This window comes from Streptomyces xingningensis (assembly GCF_054957865.1).
This window is the reverse complement of the sequence record NZ_JBDJPF010000015.1, coordinates 41,337-67,825: the sequence shown is the minus strand read 5'-3', so window position 1 is coordinate 67,825 and position 26,489 is coordinate 41,337. Positions and strand designations below refer to the sequence as shown.

The 26,489-nt window shown below is 72.3% G+C and carries 16 protein-coding genes; 1 reads left to right on the top strand and 15 read right to left on the bottom strand.

All coding sequences use genetic code 11. The features are described 5' to 3' along the window. Positions 1-2: 2 nt before the first annotated feature. From ABCR83_RS10790 to ABCR83_RS10720, 15 genes are all read right to left on the bottom strand, one after another. Positions 3-1,730 (bottom strand): ABC transporter ATP-binding protein, encoded by a 1,728-nt coding sequence (locus ABCR83_RS10790; RefSeq protein WP_462694672.1) that lies wholly within the window; start codon positions 1,728-1,730, stop codon positions 3-5. A 3-nt stretch (positions 1,731-1,733) separates the two neighbouring features. Continuing rightward, complete coding sequence (locus ABCR83_RS10785) at positions 1,734-3,518, bottom strand: ABC transporter ATP-binding protein (RefSeq protein ID WP_462694671.1); 1,785 nt, start codon at positions 3,516-3,518, stop codon at positions 1,734-1,736. Between the two features lie 48 nt (positions 3,519-3,566). Then, positions 3,567-5,057, bottom strand: a complete 1,491-nt coding sequence (locus ABCR83_RS10780; protein ID WP_462694670.1) for an MFS transporter — start codon at positions 5,055-5,057, stop codon at positions 3,567-3,569. Positions 5,058-5,070: 13 nt separating this feature from the next. Next, positions 5,071-6,198: a methyltransferase gene (locus ABCR83_RS10775; RefSeq protein ID WP_462694669.1), complete on the bottom strand. Its 1,128-nt coding sequence runs from the start codon at positions 6,196-6,198 to the stop codon at positions 5,071-5,073. After that, entirely contained in the window at positions 6,176-6,871 is a 696-nt protein-coding gene (locus ABCR83_RS10770) for an isochorismatase family protein (RefSeq protein WP_462694668.1), read from the bottom strand. The genes ABCR83_RS10775 and ABCR83_RS10770 overlap by 23 nt, the downstream gene beginning before the upstream one ends. A 23-nt stretch (positions 6,872-6,894) precedes the next feature. Then, the gene (locus ABCR83_RS10765) at positions 6,895-8,115 is read right to left on the bottom strand and encodes an isochorismate synthase (RefSeq protein ID WP_462694667.1); all 1,221 of its coding nucleotides are present in this window, start codon (positions 8,113-8,115) and stop codon (positions 6,895-6,897) included. 24 nt (positions 8,116-8,139) lie between these two features. Continuing rightward, positions 8,140-8,415, bottom strand: a complete 276-nt coding sequence (locus ABCR83_RS10760) for a phosphopantetheine-binding protein (protein WP_462694666.1) — start codon at positions 8,413-8,415, stop codon at positions 8,140-8,142. Positions 8,416-8,418: 3 nt separating this feature from the next. Further along, positions 8,419-9,924, bottom strand: a complete 1,506-nt coding sequence (locus tag ABCR83_RS10755) for a tryptophan 7-halogenase (RefSeq protein ID WP_462694665.1) — start codon at positions 9,922-9,924, stop codon at positions 8,419-8,421. Next, positions 9,905-11,545 (bottom strand): (2,3-dihydroxybenzoyl)adenylate synthase, encoded by a 1,641-nt coding sequence (locus tag ABCR83_RS10750; protein WP_462694664.1) that lies wholly within the window; start codon positions 11,543-11,545, stop codon positions 9,905-9,907. Before ABCR83_RS10750 ends, ABCR83_RS10755 begins: the two co-directional genes overlap by 20 nt. A 90-nt stretch (positions 11,546-11,635) precedes the next feature. Then, a complete protein-coding gene (locus ABCR83_RS10745) occupies positions 11,636-13,618 on the bottom strand; it encodes a KedN5 family methylcobalamin-dependent radical SAM C-methyltransferase (RefSeq protein WP_462694663.1) in 1,983 nt (660 codons plus the stop codon). 36 nt (positions 13,619-13,654) lie between these two features. Beyond that, a complete protein-coding gene (locus ABCR83_RS10740) occupies positions 13,655-14,464 on the bottom strand; it encodes a 2,3-dihydro-2,3-dihydroxybenzoate dehydrogenase (protein WP_462694662.1) in 810 nt (269 codons plus the stop codon). After that, complete coding sequence (locus ABCR83_RS10735; RefSeq protein WP_462694661.1) at positions 14,461-15,948, bottom strand: FAD-dependent oxidoreductase; 1,488 nt, start codon at positions 15,946-15,948, stop codon at positions 14,461-14,463. The genes ABCR83_RS10740 and ABCR83_RS10735 overlap by 4 nt, the downstream gene beginning before the upstream one ends. A gap of 77 nt (positions 15,949-16,025) precedes the next feature. Next, a complete protein-coding gene (locus tag ABCR83_RS10730) occupies positions 16,026-16,553 on the bottom strand; it encodes a flavin reductase family protein (protein ID WP_462694660.1) in 528 nt (175 codons plus the stop codon). A 40-nt stretch (positions 16,554-16,593) separates the two neighbouring features. After that, positions 16,594-18,276 carry an NAD(P)/FAD-dependent oxidoreductase gene (locus ABCR83_RS10725; RefSeq protein WP_462694659.1) on the bottom strand — a complete coding sequence of 561 codons (1,683 nt, stop codon included), beginning with the start codon at positions 18,274-18,276 and terminating at the stop codon, positions 16,594-16,596. Positions 18,277-18,312: 36 nt separating this feature from the next. After that, the gene (locus ABCR83_RS10720; RefSeq protein WP_462694658.1) at positions 18,313-19,575 is read right to left on the bottom strand and encodes an NAD(P)/FAD-dependent oxidoreductase; all 1,263 of its coding nucleotides are present in this window, start codon (positions 19,573-19,575) and stop codon (positions 18,313-18,315) included. 313 nt (positions 19,576-19,888) lie between these two features. On the opposite strand from ABCR83_RS10720, the gene ABCR83_RS10715 reads away from it, so the two are divergent. After that, positions 19,889-26,488: a beta-ketoacyl synthase N-terminal-like domain-containing protein gene (locus ABCR83_RS10715; RefSeq protein WP_462694657.1), complete on the top strand. Its 6,600-nt coding sequence runs from the start codon at positions 19,889-19,891 to the stop codon at positions 26,486-26,488. Position 26,489: the final 1 nt, after the last annotated feature.

Genomic DNA, 26,489 nt, shown 5'->3' with positions numbered 1-26,489 from the left:
CCTCACCGGGTGATGAGACCTCCGTTCTCGTGGGCGGACGCAGCGGACCGGAAGTCGGCGTACCGACCACCGCGCGCGAGCAGTCCGGTGTGGGTGCCGCACTCGACCGCCCGGCCGCCCTCCATGAAGACGATCCGGTCGGCAGCGGCCACCGTCTCCATACGGTGGGCGACCACGATCACCGTGCGGCCCGCCATCAGCGCCTCCATTCCGGCGCGGACGGCGGCCTCGTTCTCCGCGTCCAGAGCGGAAGTCGCCTCGTCCAGCAGCACGATCGGCGCGTCCTTCAGCAACGCCCTGGCGATCGAGACGCGCTGGCGCTCCCCGCCGGACAGCGCGAAACCGCCCTCGCCCACCTGGGTTTCCCAGCCGTCGGGCAGCCGGCCGAGCATCTCGTCCAGCCGCGCGGCGCTCGCGGCCCGGCGGAGCGCCCGGTCATCGGCGCCGGGGCGGCCGATCCTGACGTTCTCCTCGATCGTTCCCTGGAAGAGATAGGTGTCCTGGAACACCGCGGAGATCATGGAGACGAGCCGCTCGGTGCCGATCCGCCGCACATCGGTTCCGCCGACCCGTACCGAACCCCCGTCGACGTCGTGGAACCGCATGATCAGCCGCAGCACCGTGGACTTGCCCGCGCCCGACGGGCCGACCAGCGCGGTCACCGAGCCCTCGGGGGCCTCGAGGGTCACATCGTGCAGCACGCCCTGGCCGTCGCGCCCGAACTCCACGGCCTCCAGCGTGACCGCGCGGCCGTCGGGCTCCTCGGGCCGGTCCGGCTCCGGCAGCGGTTGTGCCGCGAGGACCGCGCTCATCCGGCGCAGGGCCCCGCGCGCGACCTGGATGCTGCCGTCCTTGTCGGTCACCGCGAGCAGCGGCTCGACGGAGCGTGCCACCAGCGCCAGCACGGCCAGCAGCGCGGGTGCGTCCAGTCCGCCGTCCAGGGTGAGCCACACGCCGAGGACGAGCAGCGCGGTGAAGGCCGCCTGCACGGTCAGCGCCAGCCCGAAAGCGCCGGGCAGCGCGCCGAACGCCAGGTGCCGCAGGGCCTGTTGTTGTGCGGTGAGCGCCTCGTCGACGCGCTTGACGGTCTCGCGCTCGCTGCCCGAGGCCCGCAGCACCGGCTGCGCACGGACAAACTCGACGACGCGCTCCACGGCCAGCGCGTTGCCCCGCGCCCGCCCCTCGTCGCGGCGGCGTACGACCACGGCGCCGGCCCGCTGCACCCACACCAGCGCGGCGCCCGCGCCGAGCGCGACGAGGGCGAGCCGCCAGTCGACGAAGAACAGTCCCACGGCCACCGTGGCGGGCAGCACGGCCGCGTCGACCAGCGGCTTGGCCAGGTGCGCGGGAACGTTCATCACGCCGAGCACACCCCGGCTGGTCAACTCGCCGACCTCGCCGACCCGGTCGGGGCTGAACCAGCCGACCGGCAACCGCGAGAGGTGGTCGCCGAGCCGGTGGTGGAGGGAACGCGACAGCTGGGCGCCGGTGCGGTACCCGGCCACCTGGCTCACCCGGTGGCACCCGGCGAAGACGGCGACGACGGCGGCGAAGGCGCCGATCCACGGCCAGGCGTCGGCCGGTTCGGGCCCGAGCGCCTCCCGCAGCACGGGCACCAGGAGGAGGAAGGCGACCCCCTGGAGCACGGCGTCGACGGCCATCCAGGCCAGCGCCCGGCGGAGCGGCCGTCCGGCCGCCGTTCCCAGCACGGCGAGCAGTTCACGCAGCACGGTTCAACTCCTCACGTCCAGCACGGCGTTCGGCGCACCGCCGGTCTGCCACATGCGGGCGTAGTACGGGGACCGGGCGAGCAGTTCCCGGTGGGTGCCCGAGTCGGCGATCCGGCCCCGGTCGAGCACCACGATCCGGTCGGCGGCGGCCACGGAGGCCGGCCGGTGCGCGATGACGAGCAGGGTCCGCCCGGCCGTCAGCTCCCTCAGCGCCCGCTGCAGCGCCGCCTCCGACTCCGGGTCGGCGAAGGCCGTGGCCTCGTCGAGGACCAGGACCGGGGCGTCGCGGAGGAAGGCCCGTGCGACGGACAGGCGTTGCGCCTCGCCCCCGGACAGCTGCGCCTCCTCGCCGACGACGGCGTCGTAGCCGTGCGGCAGGGTGGCGATCCGCTCATGGATGCCGGCGAGCCCGGCGGCGCGCTCCACCTGCTCCCGGGAAGCGCCGGGGAGGGCCACCGCGATGTTGTCGTGCAGGGAGGCGTGCAGGAGGATCACGTCCTGGAAGACGAACGAGACCGACCTGCACAGCTCGTCGTCGGGGATGTCCCGCAGGTCGGCCCCGCCGACCGTCACCCGGCCCCGGGTCGGGTCGTCGAACCTGGCCAACAGGCGCGCGACCGTCGACTTGCCCGAGCCCGAGGGGCCGACGAGCGCCGTGCGGGTTCCGGGCTCCAGCGTCAGACCGATGTCCCGGAGCGCCTCGACCCCGCCGTCGTAGGTGAAGCCGACGCCGTCGAAGACGACGCGGTGCCCTTCGGGCGCGCGGGGGTGCGCGGGTGCGGGCAGGGCGCGTACGGTGAGCAGTTCGCCGATGCGGCCGGCGGCTTCCCGCGCGGCGATCACATTGTCCAGGCCGTGGCCGAGAGCGCTGACGGGGGCGGTGAGCGCGAGGCCCAGCAGCAGGAAGGCGAGCAGGTCCGCCGGAGGCAGGTCGCCGCCGGCGACGAAGCCGGTCCCACCGGCCAGGATGACGAGCAGCACGACCGGCGGGGACAGCACGATGTCCGCCGCGGCCCCCAGATTGACCACCGTGCGCACCCAGCCGGTGAAGTAGTCCGAGAAGTCGTCGGCCGCGCGGGCGAACCGCCGGTGCGCACGGCCGCCGGCGCCGAACAGCTTGACCACGGAGATGCCCTGGACGAACTCGACGGAAGCCCCGGCGATCCGGACCATCGCCCGCTCCATGTCCTGCCGGTCCCGCCGTCGGCCGGGGCTCATGAGCTGACGGTAGATCAGTACCCCGGCCATCGGGCAGACGAGCGTGAGCAGCATCAACCGCCAGTCGACCAGCCCGAGATAGACCATGCAGGCAACCGGGACGACCACCGCCGAGGCCAGCTCACTCGGAGTGTGGGCGACCACGTGGTGCAGTGCCTCCACGTCCTCCTGGAGGGCGCGGTTGACCGCCCCCGAGCCCCTGCCCGACATCCACGCGGGCGGCACCCGGCGCAGCCGGCCGACCAGCCTGCGGCGCACCCGGAGCTGAAGGTCGGCGTCGACCGCGTGGGCCAGCGCTCCGGCGGCCAGGCCGAAGAGCGCGCGGACGAGCAGCGCGCCCGCCGCGATCAGGACGAGCGTCCACACCCACCCGTGGTCGGGGCTGTCCTCGGCCAGCAGATGCCTGCCGAGCGACACCACGGCCACGAACGGCACGACCCCGGCGAGGGCCGCGACCACCTGACAGCCCACGGCGAGCCACAGCCTGCCGCGTGCGGGACGGAGCAGTTCACCGAGCATCGCCCACGCGGTGCGGTCGGTTTCGGCCCGCTCCGTGCTCCCTGCGGACATCAGCCGTACCTCCCTTGTCCGTTCCGGATGTCCCGCGGCGGTGCGCGGTCAGCCCTCCCGGGCCGTCATGGGCGCCGGCTGCTCCCCGCGTCCGCCCTCGTCCCCGGGAGCCGGGGCGGGAGCCGCCACACCACGGGGGATGATGAACAGCGCCACCAGTACGGCCACGAGCAGCAGCCCCGCGTTGACGCCGAACACGACGGAGTAGCCGGTGGTGAGCCGTTGCGCCATCGAGTCCGAACCGGAGGCGTGGGTGGTGACGTTCACGGCGATGGTGCTCATCGTGGCCAGGCCGATGCTGCCGCCGACCTGCCGCGCGCTGTTCAGCAGGCCCGACACCATGCCCGCCTCCTGGGGCGGGGCCCCGGCGGTCGCCGTGTTGGCGATCGGGACGAGGAGGGGACCGAGGCCGAGGCTGCACAGCAGCGAGGGCCCGAAGACATCGGCCCAGAAGGTGCCGTCGGCCCGGATCCGGGTGAACCAGAGCAGGCCGAGGGTGGCGACGAGGGCGCCCGCGATCAGCAGTGCACGGGCGTCGAACCGCCGCAGCAGGGGAATCGCGGCGAACGAGCCGCCGATCAGGCCGACACAGAACGGCAGGAAGCCGAGCCCGGCCTGCATCGCGTTGAGCCCCAGCACCTGCTGGAGGTACAGGGAGACGAAGAAGAAGCCGGTGAACATGGTGATCGAGACGATCAGCATGAACAGATTGGCCCCGCCGACCGCCCTGTTGACCAGCACTCCCAGCCGCAGCAACGGCGCCTTCGCGTACCTGGCCTCGTAGACGACGAACGCGGTCAGCAGAACGACGGCGAGGGCGAGCACGCCCACCGTCTGCGCGGAGCCCCATGCCACGTCGGTCGTCCGCACCAGCCCGAGGACCAGCAGCACCGTGCCGGCGGTCGCCAGGAACGCGCCCACGACATCGAGCCGGTGCGCGGTGTCCGCGGCGTTTGCCCTGGTCACGTAGCGCGCCGCGAGGGTGAGCCCGACGGCGACCAGGGGCACGTTGACGAGCATGACCCAACGCCAGTTGATGTACTCGGTGAGCAGGCCGCCGGCGACGACGCCGACGGCGGCGCCGCCGGCCGTGACGGCGCTGTAGACGGCGAACGCCTTGGCGCGCTCCTTGCCCGCCGGAAAAGTGGTGGTGAGCACGGCCAGCGCGGCGGGGGCCACGAGCGCGGCGCCCACGCCCTGCGCCGCCCTCGCCGCGATCAGCTGGCCGGGCGCCTGGGCCAGGCCGCCGGCCAGGGACATGAGCCCGAAGAGGACGAGACCCGACACCAGGACGACCCGCCGCCCGAACCTGTCGGCCGCCCGGCCGCCGAACAGCAGCAGCCCGCCGAAGGTGAGGGCGTAGGCGTTGACGACCCAGGACAGCCCCGACTCGTCGAAGCCGAGCGAGGTCCGCATGGTCGGCAGCGCGACGTTCACCACGGAAACGTCGAGCGAGACCATGAGCTGCGCGACGGCGACCGTCGCGAGCACGCCGCCCTTGGCTGCGGAGCGGTTCTCCCGTAACGAGTTTTTGTACATATAAGAAATGTAGTCACGCCGAGCCGGACTTGTCGAGCCCAAAGGGCCCTGAACCGTTGTCCGAAGCGTCGTCCGCGGGCACGAGCGAGAGCACCGAGGTGTCGAATCCGAAGGGCGGGGACACCGACTCCACCCGGAGTCCGGCGCGGGCCGCCAGTGCCCCCCACTCATCGGCCGTCCGCTCCCGGCCGCCGACATAGACGAGCATCCGCAGGTCCATGCTGGTGAAGCGCGGTTCGGTCGCCGCGGCGTCGACCGCCTTCTCGACCAGCACGATCCGCCCGCCCGGTTCCAGCGCGGCCCGGCAGCGGCGCAGGATCGCCACCGCGTCGCCGTCGGGCCAGGCGTGCAGCACCATGCCCAGCACAATGCCGTCGGCCCGCACCGGAAGCTCGTCGAAGAAGCTGCCCTCGACAAAGGTGCAGCGGTCGGCGAGACCCGCTGCCTGCATCGTCCGCCGGGCGCCCGCCAGCGGCCTCGCCAGGTCGAGCAGGGTGGCCCGGGCGTCCGGAGCCACCCGCAGCAGCGCGGCGAGCTGCCCGCCGTTGCCACAGCCGAGGTCGAGCAGATGCCGCATGGACGACCAGTCGTATGCGTCGGCCGCCGCGTTCCAGAACGGCTCCCGGCCGGCGAACAGCAGGTTGAACACGGAGTCGGAGAGTTCCTCGCTGACCAGCAGGTCGTCCCAGAAGCCGCTGCCGTGCGCCAGTTCGTGGACGCTCCGGCCGGTGCGCACCGCTTCGAGCAGGAACGGTATGCCCAGGTCGGCCCTGCCCACGGCCAGCCCCAGATCGTGGAACGCCCGTTGCCGCGCCGGGTGTTCGTCGGTGAGGAGCAGCCCCAGCTCCGTCGGCCGGAGCCCGCCCCCGGGCGTGGTCTCCAGCAGCCCGACGGCTGCCAGATGCCGCACCAGCCTGCTCAGCGCGTCCGGGTTCGTCTGCGTCCTGGCGGCGAGCGCGCTCACCTCCGTGACGCCCTCCTGGACCAGGTCGACCAGGCGCAGCGTCGCCGCGACCCGGATCGCCATCGGCGTCACCAGGTCGGCCATCCGCATCAGCCGCAGAACGTCCTGGGAGGGCGCGCCGATCACGGGCCTCGACGGAGCGGACTCGGCCGCCTCAGGAGTGGATGCGGTGGTCATGACCCTCACCTTCTGGTGGGTTCGGTGGCGCGGGGATGGTGGTGAGCCGGCCGATGAGCCGGCGCGTGCTGTCGACGACCGCGCAGCAGCCCGCCGCCCACTCCAGGGCGCCGCTGTGCTCGCGGGCGCTGAAGTCGGCGACGGCGTCGGCGGCGAGGAACACCTCGAAGTCACGGCTGAAGGCGTCGACGGCGGTCGCCGCGCAACCGATGTGCGCGTAGACGCCGCAGATGACGAGCTGGTCACGGCCCGCGGCGCGCAGCCGCTGCTCCAGATCGGAGCGGTGGAAGGCGCTGTAGCGCCACTTGCGCAGCACGAAACCCCCGGCGTCGGGGGCGACTTCCGCGGGGATGGCGGTGTCATCCGGGACGTGGCCGAGGCCCTTGCCCCAGAAGTCCGTCAGCAGTCCGCGGTCGCCGGGCGCCTGGGCGCCGGGCTGCGCCGTGTGGATGACCGGTACACCGGCGGACCGGCACGCGGTGAGGAGGGCGGCCCCGTTGGCGAGCAGGTCGGTCAGCGGCGCCGCGCCCGCGCGGTAGGCGCGGAGGAAGTACCGCTGCATGTCGTGCACCAGCAGTGCCGAACGGGAGGCATCGAGTCTCCAGTCGACCCGGCTCGCCGGGATGTCCCGCTCGCCGGGCATGGGATAGGGGGCGATGGCGGCGATGGCCATGCGGTGCTTTCCTCTCTGCTGTCTCACACCCACGGCCGGGCCGAGGCAGCCGTCTCGTCCCCCAGTGCGGCCAGCATGGTGCGGAACTTGGCTGCTGTTTCCCGTACTTCGGCGCGGGGCGAGGAACCCGCCACGATGCCCGCGCCGGCGAACAGCCGGACCGAGCGTGCGCCGACCTCGGCGCACCGGATGGCAACGGCCCACTCGCCGTCGCCGTTCGCGTCGCACCAGCCCACGGCGCCGGCGTAGGCACCGCGGTCGAACTGCTCCAGTTCGGCTATGGCGTCCCTGGCCCGCCCCGTCGGGGTGCCGCACACGGCCGGCGTGGGATGCAGTGCCGTGGCGAGTTCCAGCGAGGAGACGCGGCTGTCCCGCAGTTCGCCGACGATGTGCGAGCCGAGGTGCCACAGGGCCGGGGTCGCAGTGAGCACCGGCCGGTCGGGCACGGTGAGCACCTTGCAGTACGGGCGCAGCCCGTCGGCCACGGCCCGGACGACGAAGGCGTGCTCCCGCAGGTCCTTGTCGGAGGCCAGCAGGGAGACCGCGCGCACCCGGTCCTCCTCGGGGTCCCGGCTGCGGGGCGCGGAACCGGCCAGCGGCCATGAGGTCACCGTCTCCCCGGACTTGGCGACCAGCAGTTCGGGGCTGGCGCCGATGAGCGTGACGGGCCCGGCAGGCACGGCGCCGTCGGCGTCGCGGGCCGGGCTCCCGACGGCGAAGGTGTAGCCGTGGGTGTTGCCGTGCGCCAGTCTGCGCAGCAGCGGACCGACCGGGACGGGGTCGGCGTAGTCGAGGCACAGGGTCCGCGCCAGAACCACCTTCTCCAGTTCCCCCGCGCCGATCCTGCCGACGGCGCAGGCGACCGCGCGGGCGTATGCGGCGCGTCCCGGCCAGGGGGTGACCCGCAGGGGTGCCCCCACCGGCGGCCGCCCCGAACGCGGCTGCTCGTGGGTGTAGACGACGCGCAGCGGGGAGGGGGCGAGGGACAACCGCGGCCCGGCCGCACCCTGGTACGGCAGCACCCCGATGACGACCGGCCGCTCGTACCCGGCGGCTCCCGCGGCGAGCAGGGCCGACCGGGCGCCGGCCGTCGGTGACAGGCCGCCGCCGGCGCGCACCGGTGTCACCGACTCCGCGAACACCGTGCCCCGCTGAGAGGCGAAGAACGCCGCTCCCGGTGTGTAGGCATCGATCAGCATGTCGGTGGTGACCGGCTGCTGCGCGCCGAGGTTCAGCAGACCCACGGCAATCCCCTTCGCTCTTCGGACCTAGCGTTTCGCGGTGGTTCCCGCGGAGCCACCGCCCGGGTGCACCGCCAGCGCGGCCGCCCAGGCCGCGATCGTCGGCTCGGCCACCAACTGCGCGAAGGAGAGCCCGCGTTCGCCGAGGTTCCACTCGTTGGCGAGGCTCATCATCCGCACCGAGTCCAGGCCGTGGTCGGTGAGGTCGTCGTCGTCCGCGATCTCCTGCGGCGCCACGTCCAGCAGCTGTGCGATGTCCGCGCGCAGACGGTCGGCGGGCAGCCCGCCGGGTTCGGCGGTCATGGTTCAGCCCTCCCCTCGGCCGACGAAGGCGATCCTGCGCGCGGAGGCGGCGGGGGAATCGATCCAGTGCAGGTGGTCGGGCGAGGGCACCAGGCCACCGGGGGTGAGCGGCGGCTGCTTCTGCGGGTTGCCGAGCATGCCCGCCTGCATCTGGTTCATCTCGCGCATGACCTCGGTGACGACCGGGGTGCCGAACAGTTCCCCCATCCGTTCACCGCTCTCGGTCCGGGCGGGGCCGGTGCGGGCCACTGCCTCGCTGAGCTGCCGGGAGGCGCCGTTGAGCAGCAGATCGGCCTCGGCCGTGGTGCCGCCGACCAGAGACGCGAAGGCCTCCAGCTCGGTGCCGTCGATGTCGGCGATCCGCTTCGCCTGCCAGTAGTAGGAGTCCTCGTGAGCCTGCATGTCGTAGAAGGCGACCAGGAATTCGTAGAAGACGCGGTATTCGCGCCGGTAGCGGTTGTCGAACTCGGTGAAGGCGCGCTCCTCGTCCATGCCCGCCAGCACGCTGTTGACCGACCGGGCCGCCAGCAGCCCGGAGTAGGTGGCCAGGTGCACTCCGGTGGAGAAGACCGGGTCCACAAAGCAGGCCGCGTCCCCCACCAGCGCCAGGCCCGGGGTCCAGAAGGAGTCCATGGTGTACGAGTAGTCCTTGCGCACCCGCAGTTGGCCGTAGGTCCCCTCGGTGACCCGCGCCGCGTCCGTGAGATGGTCACGGATCATCGGACATCGGTCGATGAACCGCCGGTATGCCGCCTCCGGGTCCGCCTGGATGGTCTTGGCGAACTCCCGGCGCACCACGGCGCCGACACTGGTGAGCGTGTCCGACAGCGGGATGTACCAGAACCATCCCTCGTCGAAGTCGCAGCACAGGATGTTGCCGCGGTCGGGCCCGGGGAGCCGCCGGCCGCCCTCGAAGTAGCCGAAGAGCGCCAGGTTCCGGAAGAACCGCGAGTAGTGCCGCTCACCCACCGTGCGGTAAAGGCTCCCGTGGCTGCCGGAGGCGTCCACCACATGGCGCGCCCTGACCTCGCGAGGCCGCCCGTCGGATCCGGTGCAGCGGACGCCGACGACCCGGCCGCCCTCCTCGACGACTTCGGAGACGGTCACGCCCTCCCGCACCTCGGCACCCTGCCGGGCGGCGTTGCGCAGCAGGATCTCGTCGAACTTCATCCGCTCCACCTGGTACGCCTCCGAGGTCTCGCCGCGCAGCAGGGGCGAGTAGGCGAACAGGAAGTTCCACGGCTCCGGGCTGGCGCCCCAGCGGAACGTGCCGCCCCGCTTGGGCATGAACCCCGCCTTCTCGATCTCCGGAAGGACACCCAGCAGGCGGCACACCCCGTGGATGGTCGCGGGCAGCAGCGACTCACCGATCTGGAACCTGGGGAACACCTCCTTCTCCAGCAGCAGCGCCCGGTGCCCTGCCTTCGCCACGAGCGTCGCCGCCGTGCTGCCGCCGGGGCCACCGCCCACGACGACGACGTCGTACTGTTCAGAGCTTGACGGTGTCACGTTTGCCCTCCTGTGCCATCGCATCGGCGCGCAGCTCGTTCTTGTCGATCTCCCCGGTGCTCGTGCGCGGCAGCTCGGAGACGAACTCGATCCGGTCGGGGGTCTTGTAGGCGGCCAGCCCGCGCGTCCGGAAGAACGCGAGCAGGTCACGGGTGCCCGGCGGCTCTCCGTCCGGCACCACGAAGGCGCGGATCCGCTCCCCGAGATAGGCGTCGGGCTGCGCGACGACAGCGGTCTCGCGCACCTGGGGGTGGGCCAGCAGCTGGGCCTCTATCTCGGGGGCCGCGACCTTCTCGCCACCTCGGTTGATCTGGTCCTTGACGCGCCCCACCACGACGACGTTGCCGTCGGCGCGGCGCCTGACCAGGTCTCCCGTGCGGTAGTAGCCGTCGGGGGTGAAGGCGGACGCGTTGTACGCGCCCGCCCGGTAGTAGCCGCGGATGGTGTACGGGCCGCGCGCGAGGAGCTCTCCCGGCTCGCCGTCCGGCACGTCGCGGCCGTCCGGGCCGACGACGCGGACCTCGTCGGCCGCGCAGAGGGGGCGGCCCTGGGTCTCCTCGATCACCTCGTCCGCGTCGTCGAGGCCGGTGAGATGGATGATCCCTTCCGCCATTCCGAAGGACTGCACCAGGGTGCAGCCCAGCACGGGCTTCACCCTGCGGGCCAGCTCCGGGCCGCACTTGGCGCCGCCGACCTGAAGGACGCGCAGGCTGGACAGGTCATGCCGGGTGCCGGCCGAGGCGTTGCCGATCCAGATGCGGGCCAGCGGCGGCACGAGCGCGGTGTGCGTGACACGCTCGGCCTCGATCAGCGGGAACACCACGTCCGGGGTGGGCAAGGAGGCCAGTACCGCCCTGCCTCCGGCGTCCAGCGCGCCCAGCACGCCGGGAGAGGCCAGCGGGAAGTTGTGCACGGCGGGCAGCGCCGCCAGGTACACGCCGCTCTCGCCGAAGCCGACGCGGGCCCGGCACAGACGGGTCGTGCACAGGTAGTCGGCGTGGGTCCGGGGTATCAGCTTCGGTTCGGCCGTCCTGCCTCCGGCCATGTGCAGCAGCGCGAGGTCGCCGGCCCCCGGCCGCGGGAGGTCCGCCGGATCCTCGTCCAGCTCGCCCAGCGGGATGTGCGCGCCGGCCTCGCCACCTGCTCCGGCCACCACGATGTGACGCAGCGTCGGCACCGCGTCGCGGACCTCGCGGGCCAGTGCGAGCGGGTCGTCCGGCCCGTCCACCGCGGCCAGGACGTACCCGGTGGCGCCACTGATCCTGCCGAGCCGGCCGATCTCGCCCCTGCGCAGCGGGGGCAGCACCAGCACGGGGACGGCGCCGAGCCGGAAGAGCGCGAACAGCACCTCGACCAGCTCCGCCTCGTTGGGCAGCTGGACGAGCACCCGGTCGCCCGGCCGGAGCCCGAGTCCGGCCAGTGCCGCACCCAACCGGTCGGCGCGGCGGTCGAGGGCCCCGTAGGTCAGGACCCTCCTCCGGCTGACCACGGCGACCCGGTCCGGGTGCGTTTCGGCTCCGGCTCGCAGGACCGCGCCGAACGTGTCGTTGGTCCAGTAGCCGTCACGGCGGTACCGCTCCGCTGTCTCATCCGGCCACACAGGGCGCTCGGGCTCCTTCATGGTTCTCTCTCTTCCGGCTCCTGTGGATCGGGGGGCACCTGGTCGGCAACGATTTTCGACCGGTCGTTCTACAGACCTTCTGGACACGGACTAGTGGCCGGCCAGCCGGTGCGCGCCGTCGGCCGGCCTGAACGGGGTGAAGGGGGCGCCGGCCGGGACGGCTTCGCCCATGAAGTGCACGATCTCCTCGTGGTTGGTGGAGCCCACGGTGCTCTCGGCACCGGTCCGGTAGTAGACGTCGAGTTCCGTGGGAGCGGGGTCGAGGGCGGGGTCCTGTTCGGCCCGCAGGCCGGCGAGGATTCCCGGCACGTCGTAGCCGAACGCCACGCCCGGGCACCGGTAGTACGTCTCGCCGTCCACGGTCACCGACTCCAGCGGTTTCCCGTCCAGGCCGACGGGCCAGGTGTCCGGCCGGCTGACCGGCGGAGTGGCCGGCTGGGTGAGCAGGTCGTAGCGGAACACGTCGGCCAGCAGCGCCCGGTGCTCGGCGGGCAGCCGCGGGCTCACCGACTCCTCCCACCACCGCTGCAGCACCTGCTTGCCCGCGGCCTCCGTGAACAGATAGCCGAGGAGGGGGCCGTACGGCGCCGTGCCGCCGCCGTGGGCGCGGGCCACGGCCGTCCGCAGGGGCTCGGCGTCGTCGTCGGTGCCGGCGTCCACCCAGTCGGCAAGGTTGTCGAGGACCTCGGACTGCTTCCAGCCCGCCAGCTCGCGCAGCGCCACCCAGGAGTGCCGCAGCACGGCGTTCTCGGCGATCACCCGGGCCCAGAACAGGAACCGCTGCATGGCGCGGTTCTCGGCGAAGGTCATGGTGCGGTGGGCCAGCACGTATTCAAAGTCGTCGTGGTCACCGCGCAGCGCCACCATGCCGTGCAGTTCCCGCTGCTCGGAGTACTCGGTGTTGGGCAGCAGGATGATCGGGTACACGGCGATCCGGGAGACGTGCTTCGACAGCTCGTCATAGCCCTCGATGAAGGACTCGACCGTCTCCCCCGGCGCGCCCCAGATCAGCTCGGCGTAGATGTCCATGCCGTGCTCGTTGAGCCACTGGACCAGGTCTCGCCAGGCGTTCACCTTCATATTGCGGCGGTTCATGCTCTCCAGCGCGTCCGCGCTCAGGGTCTGCAGCGCGAGCGTGAAGGAGCTGCGCATGCCCGCGTCCCGCATCAGCTTCACGATGTCGAAGAACACCTTCGACTTGTTCTTCGCCCAGGAGGTCTCGAAAGCACGGGGATAGCCGTACTCCTTCTTGATCTCGATCAGGTCCTCGACCAGCTCCAGGTCGATGGGCAGCATCCCGAAGTTGGCGTCGCAGCCGACGATGGTGTGCACGCCGAGCTTGGCGAAGAGCTCCAGCTCGGTCCGCAGGCGTTCCCGGGAGAAGGCCCGGACGCGCTGGCCCACGGCGCCTCCCCAGTAGCAGAACGCACACTTGTAGGGACAGCCCCGGTTGGTCTCGATGAGCGCGACGTCGTAGCGGAACGTGCCGTTCTCGTCGAGGAGGTCGATGGCGCCGGTGAGGAACGGCGAGGGGATGCTGTCGAGATCCTCGATGCGTGCCCGGTCCTCGTTGGTGATGAGGGTGCCGTCCTGAGCATGCCAGGAGATGCCCGGGATGCCGCTGAGGTCGGCGTCCCGTCCGTGGTCGGCCCGGGCCCGGACCAGCTCGCGGAAGGTGATCTCGCCCTCTCCGTTGACCACGACGTCCACCTCGGGGTGGAGGGCGCGGACGCGCTCCGCCTGGCCGCTGACGTGGGTGCCGCCGAAGACCACGAGCCCCTGCGGGTTGAGTGCCTTGTACGCGGCGGCGAGCGAGCCGAAGGCTCGCATGCTCCATCCGAGGACGGAGAACGCCAGTACGTCGGGTATATCTCCGTCGAAGAGCGTGTAGGCCATCTCCGCATGGGTCAGCCCGCCCCGGAAGTTGCAGATGTCCACCGAGACCCGCGCGGACAGCTCCTTGTCCTCCAGGATCATCGCCTTGAGATAGCCCGAGGCCAGCGGCATCGATTCAAGAGGCATGTCCCATACACCCTGTTGCACCAGCACCACACGCAGCTTGTTCTGTGTCATCTCTCTTCACCGCTTTGCTTTTCCTAGGGGCGGGCCTCAGGCCCGCAGGGTCGCGCCTCCGTCGACGTACAGGTCGTGCATGGTGATGTGCCGTGCGCGGTCGGAGGAGAGGAACACCACGGCGTCGGCGATGTCGGCGGGATCGGCGATCCGGCCCAGGGGAATGCCGGTACGGAAGCTCTCCTGGTCGCCTTCGACGGCCGCTTCGGGCCCCGGCGCCCGGCCCTGTCCCGCCCACAGGACCCGCTGCATGGCGGTGTCCGTCGAGCCGGGTGCGACGGTGTTGCACCGGATGCCGTGCCGGGCCACTTCGAGGCCCAGGCACTTGGTGAACATCGACGCCGCCGCCTTGGACGCCGCATAGGCCGCCAGGCCCGCGCGGGGCACCCCGGCCGCGTTGGAGGCGACGGTGACGACGGCTCCTGAGCGGCGCGGAATCATGACGCGCACCGCCGCGCGCGACATGTGGAACACCCCTGAGGTGTTCACCGCGAAGGTCTCGGCCCAGTCCGCCTCGCTCAGCCCGACGACCGGTCCCGGGCGCAGGACGCCGGCGACGTTCACCAGCAGCCCGACGGGGCCGAGTTCCCGTTCGGCCCGGCGCACCGCCCGATCCGACTCGGCCGCCGCACGGACGTCGGTCGGCAGCGGCAGCACCCGGCCGCCCCCTTCGATGATCGGTGCCGCCATCGTGTCGAGCCCGGCCTTGTCGAGGTCGGCGGCGCCGACGGCGACGCCCCGCGCGGCCAGCGCCCGTACGACGGCGGCACCGATCCCGCCCGCGGCCCCCGTCACCAGGGCGACGTCCGCGAGCCGGTCCCGCTCGGGGGCGATGCCGCCGCTCAACACCGGTCCGCCGGCGCGTCGGGCTCCGCCCAGTGCAGATGGTCCGCGGAGGGAACCAGGCCGTCGGTGGTGATCGGCTCCCCGGGGGTGCCGTTCCGCGCGGGCTGTTCCAGGGACATCTGGATCTGCCGCATGGAGCGCCGCGCCTCGCCGATCACCGGGGTGCCGAAGAGCGCCGCTCCCACCTGATCACCGCTCAGCCCCCGGGCCGCGCCGCTGCCCACGGCCCCGTCGAGCTGTCCGGAGGCGTCGCCGAGCAGCAGGCTCGCCTCGGCCGTCGTACCGCCGACGAGGGAGGCGAACGCCTCCAGCTCGGTGCCGTCGATCTTCGTGATCTTCTTGGCCTGCCAGAAGTACGAGTCCTCATGAGCCGCCATGTCGTAGAAGGCGGTGAGGAATTCGTAGAAGACGCGGTACTCGCGCCGGTAGCGGTTGTCGAACTCCGTGAAGGCGCGCCTCTCGTCCATCCCCGCCAGGGCGCTGTTGACGGAGCGCGCCGCCAACAGGCCCGAGTAGGTGGCGAGGTGGACGCCGGTGGAGAAGACCGGGTCCACAAAGCAGGCGGCGTCACCGGCCAGCGCGAGCCCGGGACGCCAGAAGGAGTCCATGCTGTACGAGTAGTCCTTGCGGACCCGCAGGGCGCCATACATGCCGTCGGTGACGCGCTCGGCGTCCTCCAGGTATTCGCCGATCATCGGGCAGCGGTCGATGAACCGCCGGTAGGCGGCCTCCGGATCGGCCTGGACGGTGGTGACGTGCTCCCGGCGCACCACGGCACCGACGCTGGTGAGCGTGTCCGTCAGCGGGATGTACCAGAACCATCCCTCGTCGAACGCGACGCACAGGATGTTGCCCCGGGCGTTTCCCGGCATCCGCTTGCCGCCCTCGAAGTAGCCGAAGAGCGCCAGGTTTTGGAAGAACCGTGAGTAGCGGCGTTCGCCCACGCCCCGGTAGAGGGAGCTGCGGTTGCCCGAGGCGTCGACGACAAAGCGGGCCCTGGCCTCGCGCACGGTGCCGTCGGCAGTCCGGTGGCGGACGCCGGCGATCCGGCCGGCTTCCTCGATGAGTCCCGAGACGGGCGTGCCCTCGCGCACCTCGACACCGTGCTTGGCGGCGTTGCGCAGCAGGATCTCGTCGAACCGGGCGCGTTCCACCTGGAAGGCGGCGGAGTTGCGTTCGGTCAGCATCGGCGAGAAGCCGAAGGAGAAGCTCCACGGCCCGGGGTTCGCCCCCCACAGGAAGGTCCCGCCGTGCTTCGGCATGAAGGAGGCGTTCCGCAACTCCTCGGTGACGTCCAGCAGTCGGCACACTCCGTGGACCGTGCCGGGCAGCAGCGACTCGCCGATCTGGTACCTCGGGAAGACCTCCTTCTCCAGCAGCAGGACGCGGTGTCCGGCCTTGGCCACCAAGGTCGCCGCTGTGCTCCCTGCCGGGCCGCCGCCTACGACGACAACGTCGTGATCGTCAGAACTGGGCGGTGTCACGTGCTACCTCCTGGTGCGTTGCCGGATGCGGTGGGCGTTCCACGGCGCTTTCCACGAGGCGCCACTTCCACGCGGCGCTACGAGATGAAGTCGTAGGAGAGCAGGGCGTTCGCCTCGTCCTCCGCCCACGATCCGTAGCGGCGCATGCCGTACAGGAGCGGAACCGGTGAGCGGAGGCCGGTCACCATGGACACTTCGGCCATCACCACCACGTGGTCACCGACGGTCCGGTCGTCCGTGACGGTGCAGTCCGCGATGGTGTGCGCCGCCTCGGTCAAGTGCGGGCCGCCGAGCGGTGACCCGGTCCACGCGACGCGGTCGAAGCGGTCGGCGTCGCCGGACGCGAACAGCTCGGCCGTGGACCGCGCGTGCTGGTGCAGCAGGTTGACCGACAGCGCCCCCGCGTCCAGCACCGCCTCGAGCGTGCGGCTCCGGTTGCGCAGGCCGACCAGGAGCGTCGGGGGCCGGAGGGCGACGCTGCACAGTGAGGTACAGGTCATCCCCCAGGGGACGCCGTCCCGGGTGGTGGCGGTCACGACGGACACGCCGGTGGGAAACGCGGCCATCAGGCGGCGCAGATCTGCTTCGTACCACTGGTGCGACATGGATCCTCACTTGCTCGACCGGACGTGGCGGGGCCGGGGATCAGTAGTCGGCCGCTGTGGCGGTGCCGCCCTCGGCTTCTTTGGCGAGCTCCATCCCCCGGCCGGCGTTGATCATGCGGCGGCCGATCTCCGGTGGGGCCGTCGTCCTGGACCACTCCACGGCCGCTTCCATGCGCTCCCGCGTCATGTTGAAGCAGCGGTTCCCGGGGGCGCCGAACCTGTCGGCGTGCGCGATGAAGTCCACTTCCTTCCGGATGTAGTCGTGGATGCGCCGCGCCGCGTCGCCCGGGGCGACCGTTCCCTGCTCGACCGACTCGCAGAGCTCGCGGGTCAGCTTGCCCATGTGGACGAACGTCTCGCTGATCGGCAACGGGGATCCCGGGTGGCCTGAGCGCTCGGCCTCCAGGAAGACATCGGGGTCGCCGCTTCGGCTGTACCGGTAGTAGGCGTCCTCGACCATCATGTTGCCGCTCATCGTGCCGAGCATCCAGGTGCGGTTGACGGCGTTCCACAGTTCGTAGTGACCGAAGCCGACGAACGAGCTGTAGACGAGGTCGTCGTGGAAGTCGAACAGCCCCTGGTGCAGCGCCTCCACATGGCCGAACCGCTCCATCGACCAGTCGCCGTCCCGGGACGCCGCGATCAGCCGCCAACCGAGCGCGTTGACCAGTTCCAGAGTGTTGGCGAGGCCGCGTGAGTAGAGCGCGTCGATGAAGCCGGCGGCGTGGGAGGTGAGGCAGTACCGTTCACCGACGACCGTCTTCGCCGAATACTGCAGCCTTCCGGTGGAGACCCACGGGCGTACGGCCTTGGCTTCCTCGAACTGCCAGGCGATCTCGGGGAACCGCTTCAGGAAATCGGCGAACTCCTTCTCCGGGGGTGTGGCGTCCTTCGGGTACCTGCGCGGGTCGAGCGTCAGACCCACGCTGCACAGCGGGTTGCGCGCCGCGTCGTGGTTGTCGAAGGGGATGACCCATAGCCAGCCGCCGTCGAAGACATGGTGCAACGTGCCGTGATGCCAGGGGTTGGGCTGGTCGTGCGGCTGTGCGGTGGGCGAGTCGTCGAAGGGACGCACCCCTATCATGTGGGTGAACAGGCAGCGCGAGTGGGTCCTCGCCCGGGTCGGCGTCTCGCGCAGCTCGAACTTCTCGGCGAGCGGCGAGCGGAAACCGCTGCCGTCCACCACATAGTCGGCGCGGATCTCCTCGCCGTGCTCGGTGTGCAGCACCGCGCCGTCGTCCGGGTCGATATCGATGTCGGTGACGCGGGTCGCGAGCCGGGAGTCGGCCCCATGGCGGACCGCGAGGTGGAACAGGTACGCGTCGACGTCCTGGCGGAACAGGTGGGTCTCGGTCCGTAACTCGACCGGCACCACAAGCTGGTTGATCTCCTGGGGGTTCTGCGGCTTCCCCTCCCGGTGGTAGACGAAGCCGAAGTTCTGCTTCTGGCCGCAGTTGGGGGAGATCTCCGCAATGGTCCCCTGGTAGTTCGACAGCGCCTTCAACTCGGGGACGTCGTACCGCTTGGCGATGAGCCGGGCCATTCCCGATGTGTAGGGAATGGTGGACTCACCGACCGCGAAGCGGGGGTGTGTTCCCGCGTCCAGGATCAGCACCTTCACCCCGTTCCGGGCCAGCACGGCGCCCAGCATGCCGCCCGCCATGCCACTGCCCAGAACGGCCACGTCGTATCGGGCCGGCGTCCCGGAATTCAAGCCTGCCACCGTCTTCTCCTTCGCTTGACGTTTCCCCATGGCAGTTCAGGTCCCGGCCGGCGCCCGTGCGGAAAGAACGGCTTCTTCGACGAGGTCGTCGACGGTGATGTTCAGCGCGAGATGCTTTCCGCGCAGCCCGGCCAGGAGCGTGACGAAGTCGGTCGCCGGAGTGTTCCTGCCCTCCGGATCGATGATTCGCTGAGCCATCTTGTGGTAGTCCTCCTTCTTCAACGTCCGGTCGTAGAAGGCCTCCACGAACGAACGCACCTCGTTGAAGAAGGTGCGGTAAGCGGTCGCGTACCGGGTGAGCGCGGGCTCCTCGATCCCGGGGTGCTGCAGAATTTTGTCGACCACCCGCGACAGAATGCTGCCCGCCGTGGTCGCCAGTGCCACTCCGGTGGAAATCAGCGGGTCGACAAAGGCGGCGGCGTCACCGACCGCCACCCAACCCGCTCCGTGGAAGGTGTGGTTGGTGTACGACCAGTCACGCGCGTTACGGAAACCGGCCGACTGTCGCGCGTTCCGCAGCATGTGCTTGAGTTTGGTGGTCTTCTCGACCTCGTCCGTGAAGAGCTGTTCCAACTTCTGGTCGTTCTTCCCCGCGACCGAAGCAGGGGTGACAAAGCCGACGCTCACCGTGCCCTTGTCGAGCGGGATTCCCCAGAACCAGCCGTTCTCGATGCCCTCGATGAGAATGTTCGTGTACTGGTCGCCCGGCAGCCGCTCGCAGTTGTCGAAGTATGTCCACACGGCGACGTTGCGCAGCTTGTCGTGCCAGGTGATGTCGGAGTACCGGCGGGTGAGCACCCGGGCCTGGCCGGAGGCGTCCACCACCAGCGAGGCCCTGACCTCATAGGTCTCCTTGCCGCCGCGCACGGTGAAGCGGACGCCGGCCACCCGGCCGCCCTCCTCGACGGGCTCCTTGACCGTGGCGTCCTCGACGACGAAGGCCCCGAGCTCCTTGGCCCTGTCCAGAATCAGGGCGTCCAGGTCGGCACGCCGGGTGTGATACGCGTACGGATAGTCGCCGCCGTCGATGAAGGCGAAATCCCATTCCGCTTGCTCGGTTCCCCAGACGAACGTTCCTCCGTACTTGCGCTCAAACCCCCGGGCCTCCATCCGCTCGGTGAGCCCCATTTCCTCCATGGGAGCCATGACGACCGGAATCAGCGACTCACCGACGTGATAGCGAGGAAATCGCTCGCGGTCGAGAATCAGTACCCGGCGGCCGCGCTTGGCGAGGAGCCCCGCGGTGGTGGCGCCTGCCGGGCCGCCGCCGATGATGACGACATCGAATTCACTGGCCACGCCGGCGAGAGTGGACGGCATAAACGACCTTCCCGATCATCGGAACGTACCGCCTATGCCACCCGGCCGGGCGGCTCGCGGCACTGCGTACCTGGTACCCGTCAGCTTCGGGGAAGGGGACTCGACGCTTCCTACACGGACTCTGAACGCCGTTGTGCAGAAAAGAAAGTGACGCCGGGCGCGCGCCGACCCAGGGGAAATTAGGGGTTGTTGCGGCGTCTCGCCGCCTCTTACGTTCTCACTCGAGTGTGCTCGCCGAGCGGGTCACGAGGGTACTCGGCGGGCGGAGACCAAAACAGCGAGGAGCGTGCGAGTGACGCGAGTCGAGGATATCCGGCCCCTTTCCGAACTGCTGCGCCACCACGCGAACACCCGCCCAGACAAGATCGCCTACACGGACCCGGCCCGCGAGGTCGACTACGGCGGGCTGGAGGCGAGGACCGGCCGGCTCGCGGGACACCTCGCCGAGCACGGGCTGGCGCGCGGCGACCGGGTGGCCTTCTTCCTCGGCAACCAGGTGGAGACGGTGGAGAGTTACCTCGCCGTCACCCGGGCCGCCGGGATCGGCGTCCCGGTCAACCCGCAGTGCTCCGACGCCGAGCTGACTCACCAGATGGACGACAGCGGGGCACGGTTCCTCGTCGTCGACGGCATCCGCCTGGAGCGGGCCGAGCGGCTGCGGGCCGAGCGGCCCGGTCTCGCCCTCCTGCTCGTCCGGGGCACCGCACCCGGCGCCCTGTCATTCGAGGAACTGGCCGAGACGGAGCCGGAGTCGGGGCCACGGGACGACCTCGGCCTCGACGAGCCCGCCTGGATGCTCTACACCTCGGGCACGACGGGGCTCCCCAAGGGCGTGCTCTCCAGCCAGCGGAGCTGTCTGTGGTCGGTGCACTCCGCCTACCAGGGGGTCCTCGGCCTCGGCCCGGACGACCAACTGCTGTGGCCGCTCCCGCTCTTCCACTCCCTCGCGCACATCCTCTGTGTGCTGGGCGTCACCGCCACCGGGGCCCGCGCCAGGATTCTGCCCGGCTTCGGACCGGAGGACGTGCTGGAGGCGGTGCGGGCCGAGCCGTTCACCCTGTGGATCGGCGTTCCCGCCATGTACTTCGCGCTGCTGGAGGCCTCGCGGCAACAGGACCTGGGGGGCCACCGGCCGCGCGCCTGCCTGGTGACCGGCGCGGTCACCGGCCCCGAACTGGGTACGGCCGTGGCGGCGGCGTTCGGCGCGCCCCTGGTGAACAGCTATGGCAGCACGGAGACCTGCGGCGCCATCACGATGGGCCGGCCGCAGGAGCCGGGCGTACCGGGCACGGTCGGTACCGCCGTGCCCGGCGTCGAGATCCGCCTCGTCGCTCCCGGCACCGGCCTTGTCGTACCCGACGGCGACCAGGAGACCGAGGGCGAGGTGCTGGTGCGCGGGCCGAACCTGATGCTGGGCTACCACCGCGACGCGGAGCGGACCGCGCAGGCGCTGCGCGACGGCTTCTACCACACCGGCGACCTGGCGCGCCGGGACGCCGAAGGACGGCTCACCATCACGGGCCGGATCAAGGAACTGATCATCCGCGCGGGCGAGAACATCCACCCCGGCGAGATCGAGGACGTCCTGCGTGCACTTCCCGGCGTCGCGGACGCCGCTGTCACGGGCCGCCCCGACGAGGCGCTGGGCGAGGTCCCGGTCGGCTACGTCGTCCCGGCGCAGGGCGGCTGGTCGCCCGGCGAGGCCATGGCGGAGTGCCGTCGGCGCCTCGGCTACTTCAAGGTGCCCGTCGAACTGCACGAGGTGGGGGCGCTGCCGCGCACCGCGGCGGGCAAGGTCAGCCGGAACCGGCTGTCCGCGTGGCCGTCCCGGCTGCGCTCCGTCGGCACCAGCCACCACGAGGACCTGCGACGGACGCGGTGGGTGCCGTACCCGGCCGGGGCACCGCGGCCGGCAAAGCCGACGCCCGGGGCCTGGGCGGTCGTCGGAGGGGAGGCACCGGAGTTCACCAGGGCGGTGCGGGAGGCGGGCGGCTCGGTGCGGCACCTGCCCGATGTGCGGGCGGTCCGCGCGGCCGGGCCCTTCACCGGCCTCGCCCTCGTGCTGCCGGGCCCGGCCGGTGACGCCGTCCCGCTCACCGCCGTGCTCGACGACCTGGACGATCTGGACGCGGCCTACCCGCCCGAGGAGAGCGGCGAGCACCACGGACCCGGCGGCTCCGCGGGATCCGGCCTGCCGGAAAGGCTGCTGGTCCTCACCCGGTCGGCGGTGGCCGTCGACGACGCGGAGACACCGGAGCCGCTCGCCGCGGCGGCGCGTGCCTGGGCACGGGCCCGCGGCCACGGCACGCGGGGCACGGCGCTCCTCGACTTGGCCGCGGAGTGCGACACAGAACCCGCCGCGTGGCGGGTGCCGCTGGAGGGAGACCCCGACGGGGGGGATGAAGGGGAGTTCGCGCTCCGCGCGGGCGGTCTGCTGGTCCCCCGGCTGGTACGGGTCCGCGCGGCCGGCGAGGTCATCGGGCCGGCGCCGGAGGGCACGGTCCTGGTCACCGGTGCCGCCACGGCGATCGGCAGCGCCCTCGCCGGACACCTCGTCGCCGCTCACCGCGTCCGCTCCGTGGCTCTGGCGGGCGCGGGGAGCGCGCGGCTCACCGAGCTCGCCGCCGCACTCACCCGCCTCGGCGCCGCCGTGACCGTCGTACCGGGCCCCGGCCCGGCCACCGCACAGGGCGCGGCCGAGCTCCTCGCCGAGGCCGGGGCCGGACAGCCGCTCAGCCGCCTTGTGCACCCGGTGACCGGCCCCGCCGACGCGGAGGCGGCGGCTCACCTGCTGGCGCTGACCCGCCCCCGGGGCGTCCAGGTGACGCTCTGCGGCACCCTGGACGGTGCGTTCGACGGCGGCGGCTCGCCTGCCGACGCCGCCGCCGGCGCCTACGCCGCCGCGCTCGCGCACCGGGAGCCGCACGCGGGATTCATCGGGTTCGCCCCGTTCGCCGACGCCGGCGGGGGGACGGTGCCGGGGGTGGCCGGGCTCGGCGGACCCGAGGCGGCACGGGCGTTCGACGCCGGGTGGGCACAGCCGCTGCCCGTCCTCGCCTTCCGCAGGAACCCATGGACGCTGTGGTCCGAAGAGGCGGGGAGGCTGCGCACCTTGCTGCGCGAACCCCGGGCCGGCTCCGGTCCGGAACCCGAGGACGGCGCACGGGCCACCGCCGAGAGTCTGCGGGCGCGCCTGTCCGCGCTGCCCGCGAGGTCCCGGTCCCGTGCGCTGGCCGACCTGGTGGGCGACGAGGTGGCGGCGCTGCTCGGCACGGGGACACCGGGCCGGGCCGGCACCGAAGTCGCCTTCGGCGACCTCGGGTTCACCTCGGTCGACGCCGTGGCCCTGCGCGACCGGCTCACCGCGCGCACCGGGCTGAGGCTGCCCGTCACGCTCGCGTTCGACTGCCCCACCCCGGCGGCGGCCGCCGAGTTCCTCGGCAGGGAACTGTTCGGCGGCGCGGAGGCCGCCCCGGCCGTCCGGCCGGAGGGCACCGCGCGCACCATGCGTCCCGGCCGCGACGACCCCATCGTGATCGTCGGCATGGCGTGCCGCTACCCGGGCGGGATCGCCTCGCCCGAGGACCTGTGGCGGCTCGTCGCGGACGGTGTCGACGCGGTGGGCCCGTTCCCCGAGGACCGGGGCTGGGACCTCGACAGGCTGCTGGGCGGCGACGGCACCGCGCCCGGCACCGTGTACGCCGACTCCGGCGGGTTCCTCGCGGATGCGGGCGCGTTCGACGCGCCGTTCTTCGGCATCAGCCCGCGCGAGGCACTGGCCATGGACCCGCAGCAGCGGCTGCTCCTAGAGGTCTCCTGGGAGGCGGTCGAACGCGCCCGCATCGACCCGCGGGCGCTGCGCGACACCGACACGGCCACCTATGTGGGCCTGATGTTCCACGACTACGCGAAGAGCCCCGGTCCCCTGCCCGAGGACCTGGAGCGGCTGCTGGGCACCGGGACCTCCGGCGGTGTCGCCTCCGGCCGCATCGCCTACACGCTCGGCCTGGCCGGGCCCGCGCTGACGGTGGACACCGCGTGCTCGTCGTCGCTCGTCGCGATCCACCTCGCCGCCCGGGCGCTGCGCGCCGGCGAGTGCTCACTGGCCCTGGCGGGCGGGGTCGCGGTGATGGCGACGCCGGCGACGTTCGTGGAGTTCAGCCGCCAGCGCGGGCTCGCGCCCGACGGCCGGTGCAAGGCGTTCGCCGAGGCCGCCGACGGCACGGGCTGGGCCGAGGGTGTCGGCATGCTCGTGCTGGAACGCCTCTCCGACGCACGGCGGGGCGGACACCCCGTCCTCGCCGTCGTCCGGGGCAGCGCGGTCAACCAGGACGGCGCCAGCAACGGCCTGACCGCGCCCAGCGGACCTGCCCAGCAGCGCGTGATACGACAGGCGCTGGCCGACGCGGGACTGGAGCCGCACGAGGTGGACGCCGTGGAGGCGCACGGCACGGGCACCACGCTCGGCGACCCGATCGAGGCCCAGGCGCTGCTGGCGGCCTACGGCCGGGACCGGGCCGCCGGACACCCGCTGCTGCTGGGATCGTTCAAGTCCAACATCGGCCATGCCCAGGCCGCCGCCGGTGTCGGCGCCGTCATCAAGACGGTCCAGGCCATCCGGCACGCCGAACTGCCCAGGACCCTGCACGTGGACCGGCCGACGTCGGCCGTGGACTGGAGCGCCGGGTCCGTCCGTCTGCTGCCGGAGCGCATACCCTGGCCCAGCACCGGACGGCCGCGCCGGGCGGCCGTCTCCTCCTTCGGCGTCAGCGGCACCAACGCCCACCTCGTCCTTGAGGAACCGCCCTCTCCGGCGGCCGCCGAAGGTGCGGCACCCGACGGGCGGGCGGGCCCGGTACCGCTCGCCGACGCGCAGCCGGTCCTGCTCTCCGCCCGTACGGAAACGGCCCTGCGGTCCCAGGCCGCGCGGCTGCTGCGCCACCTCGAGGACGATCCGGACCTGGTGGCCGACGGGCTCCGGGGGCTCGCCGGTCTCGCGGTGGCGACGGCAACGGCGCGCACCGCCTTCGAGCACCGTGCGGTGGTCGTCGCGGGCGGCTGGCGGGAGTTCGCGGGCGGGCTGCGGGCCATGGCCGACGACGGGACCGGACCGGCCCGGCCCGGGTCGGTGGTCCGCGGGACCAGGGCCTGCGGCGGCGGCCGGCTGGCGCTGGCCTTCACCGGGCAGGGCAGCCAGTACCCGGGAATGGGCCGGGAACTGTACGGCGTCTTCCCCGCCTTCGCCGAGGCGCTCGACGGGGTGTGCGCCGAACTCGACCGGCACCTGGAGCAGCCGCTGCGCGAGGTCATGTGGGCGCCGGAGGGAACCGCCGAGGCAGCGCTGCTGGACCGGACGGACTTCACCCAGGCGGCGCTGTTCGCCCTGGAGACGGCGCTGTTCCGGCTCACCGAGTCCTGGCAGCTGCTCCCCGACGCCGTCATCGGGCACTCCGTCGGAGAGCTGGCCGCCGCGCACGCCGCCGGTCTGCTGTCGGCCGCCGACGCGGCCGCGCTGGTCGCCGCGCGAGGACGGCTGATGGCCGGGCTCCCGGCCGGCGGCGCCATGGCCGCGCTCGCGGCGCCGGAGGAGGAGGTGGAGTACGCGCTCGCCGAACACGCGACGGGGGGTGCCGCCGCGGGGCCGGTGGGTGTCGCCGCGGTCAACGGGCCGTGCTCCGTGGTGATTTCGGGGGCGGCGGCCGACGTGGACGCGGTGGCCGCCCTGCTGCGGGCACGGGGCCGGCAGGCGAAGCGGCTCAGGGTCGGCCACGCGTTCCACTCCCCCCTGATGGAACCGATGCTGGCCGCGTTCCGGGAGGTGGCGGCCGGGCTGTCGTTCCGGCCGCCCCGTCTCCCGGTGGTCTCCAACCTCACCGGGCGGCCCGCCGATCCGGCCCGGCTCTGTTCCCCCGACTACTGGGTGCGGCACATACGGGACACCGTCCGCTTCGCCGACGGGATACGCGGGCTGGTCGCCGAGGGCATCACCGACGTCCTCGAGCTGGGCCCCGGCGCGGTGCTGACCGTGCTGGGCCGGGAGTCCGTGCCCGAGACCGAGGCGACGTTCAGCGCGACGCTGCGCAGGGGCAGGCCCGAGGTACGGTCGCTGGTCACCGCCCTCGCGCGGGCACATGTGCGGGGTGTGGGGCCCGACTGGCGGGCGTTCTTCACCGGATACCCGGCCCGCCCGGTGGACCTGCCCACCTACCCCTTCGAGCACCGCCGGTACTGGCTCGGCTCGGCCCCGCCACCCTCCGGAACCGGCCCCGCGGCCGACGGCGCGGGCCCGGCGGCCCTCGAGGACGAACCAGTGGCCGAGCAGTTCCGTGCCGAGCTGTCCGGCCTGCCGGAGGACCAACGGGAAGCTGCCGCGACGGACGTCGTACGCGCCCAGATCGCCGCCCTGGCCGGGTTCGCCGGGCCGGAGGAGATCGACCCGCACCACAGCATGACGCGGCTCGGCCTCGACTCCGTCACCGCCGTGGAGCTGCGCGGCCGTCTCGGCGTCCGTACCGGTCTCACCCTGCCCGCGACCCTCGTGTTCGACCATCCGACGTCGACGGCGATGGGCCGTTACCTGCTGTCCCGACTGGAGTCCGGCGAAGCGCACGCCAACGGCCGGGCCGGAGGCGACGGCGCCGAGGCGGAGCTGCCGCCTCTTCGGGCACTGGCGCGGCTCGAGGCCGGCGTGGCGCGCGGCGCCCCCGACGACGGGGCGCGACGGCAGCTCGTCACGCGTCTTCGGGCGCTGGCGGCACGGCTCGAACCCGCCCCGGCCGGGCAAGCGGAGGATCCGGAGGGGGCGGGCCCCGACCACCTCGGATCGTCGACGGCCGAGGAGCTCTTCGCGTTCATCGACGGGTTCATCGACAACGAGTTGAGGGGGAACTGAC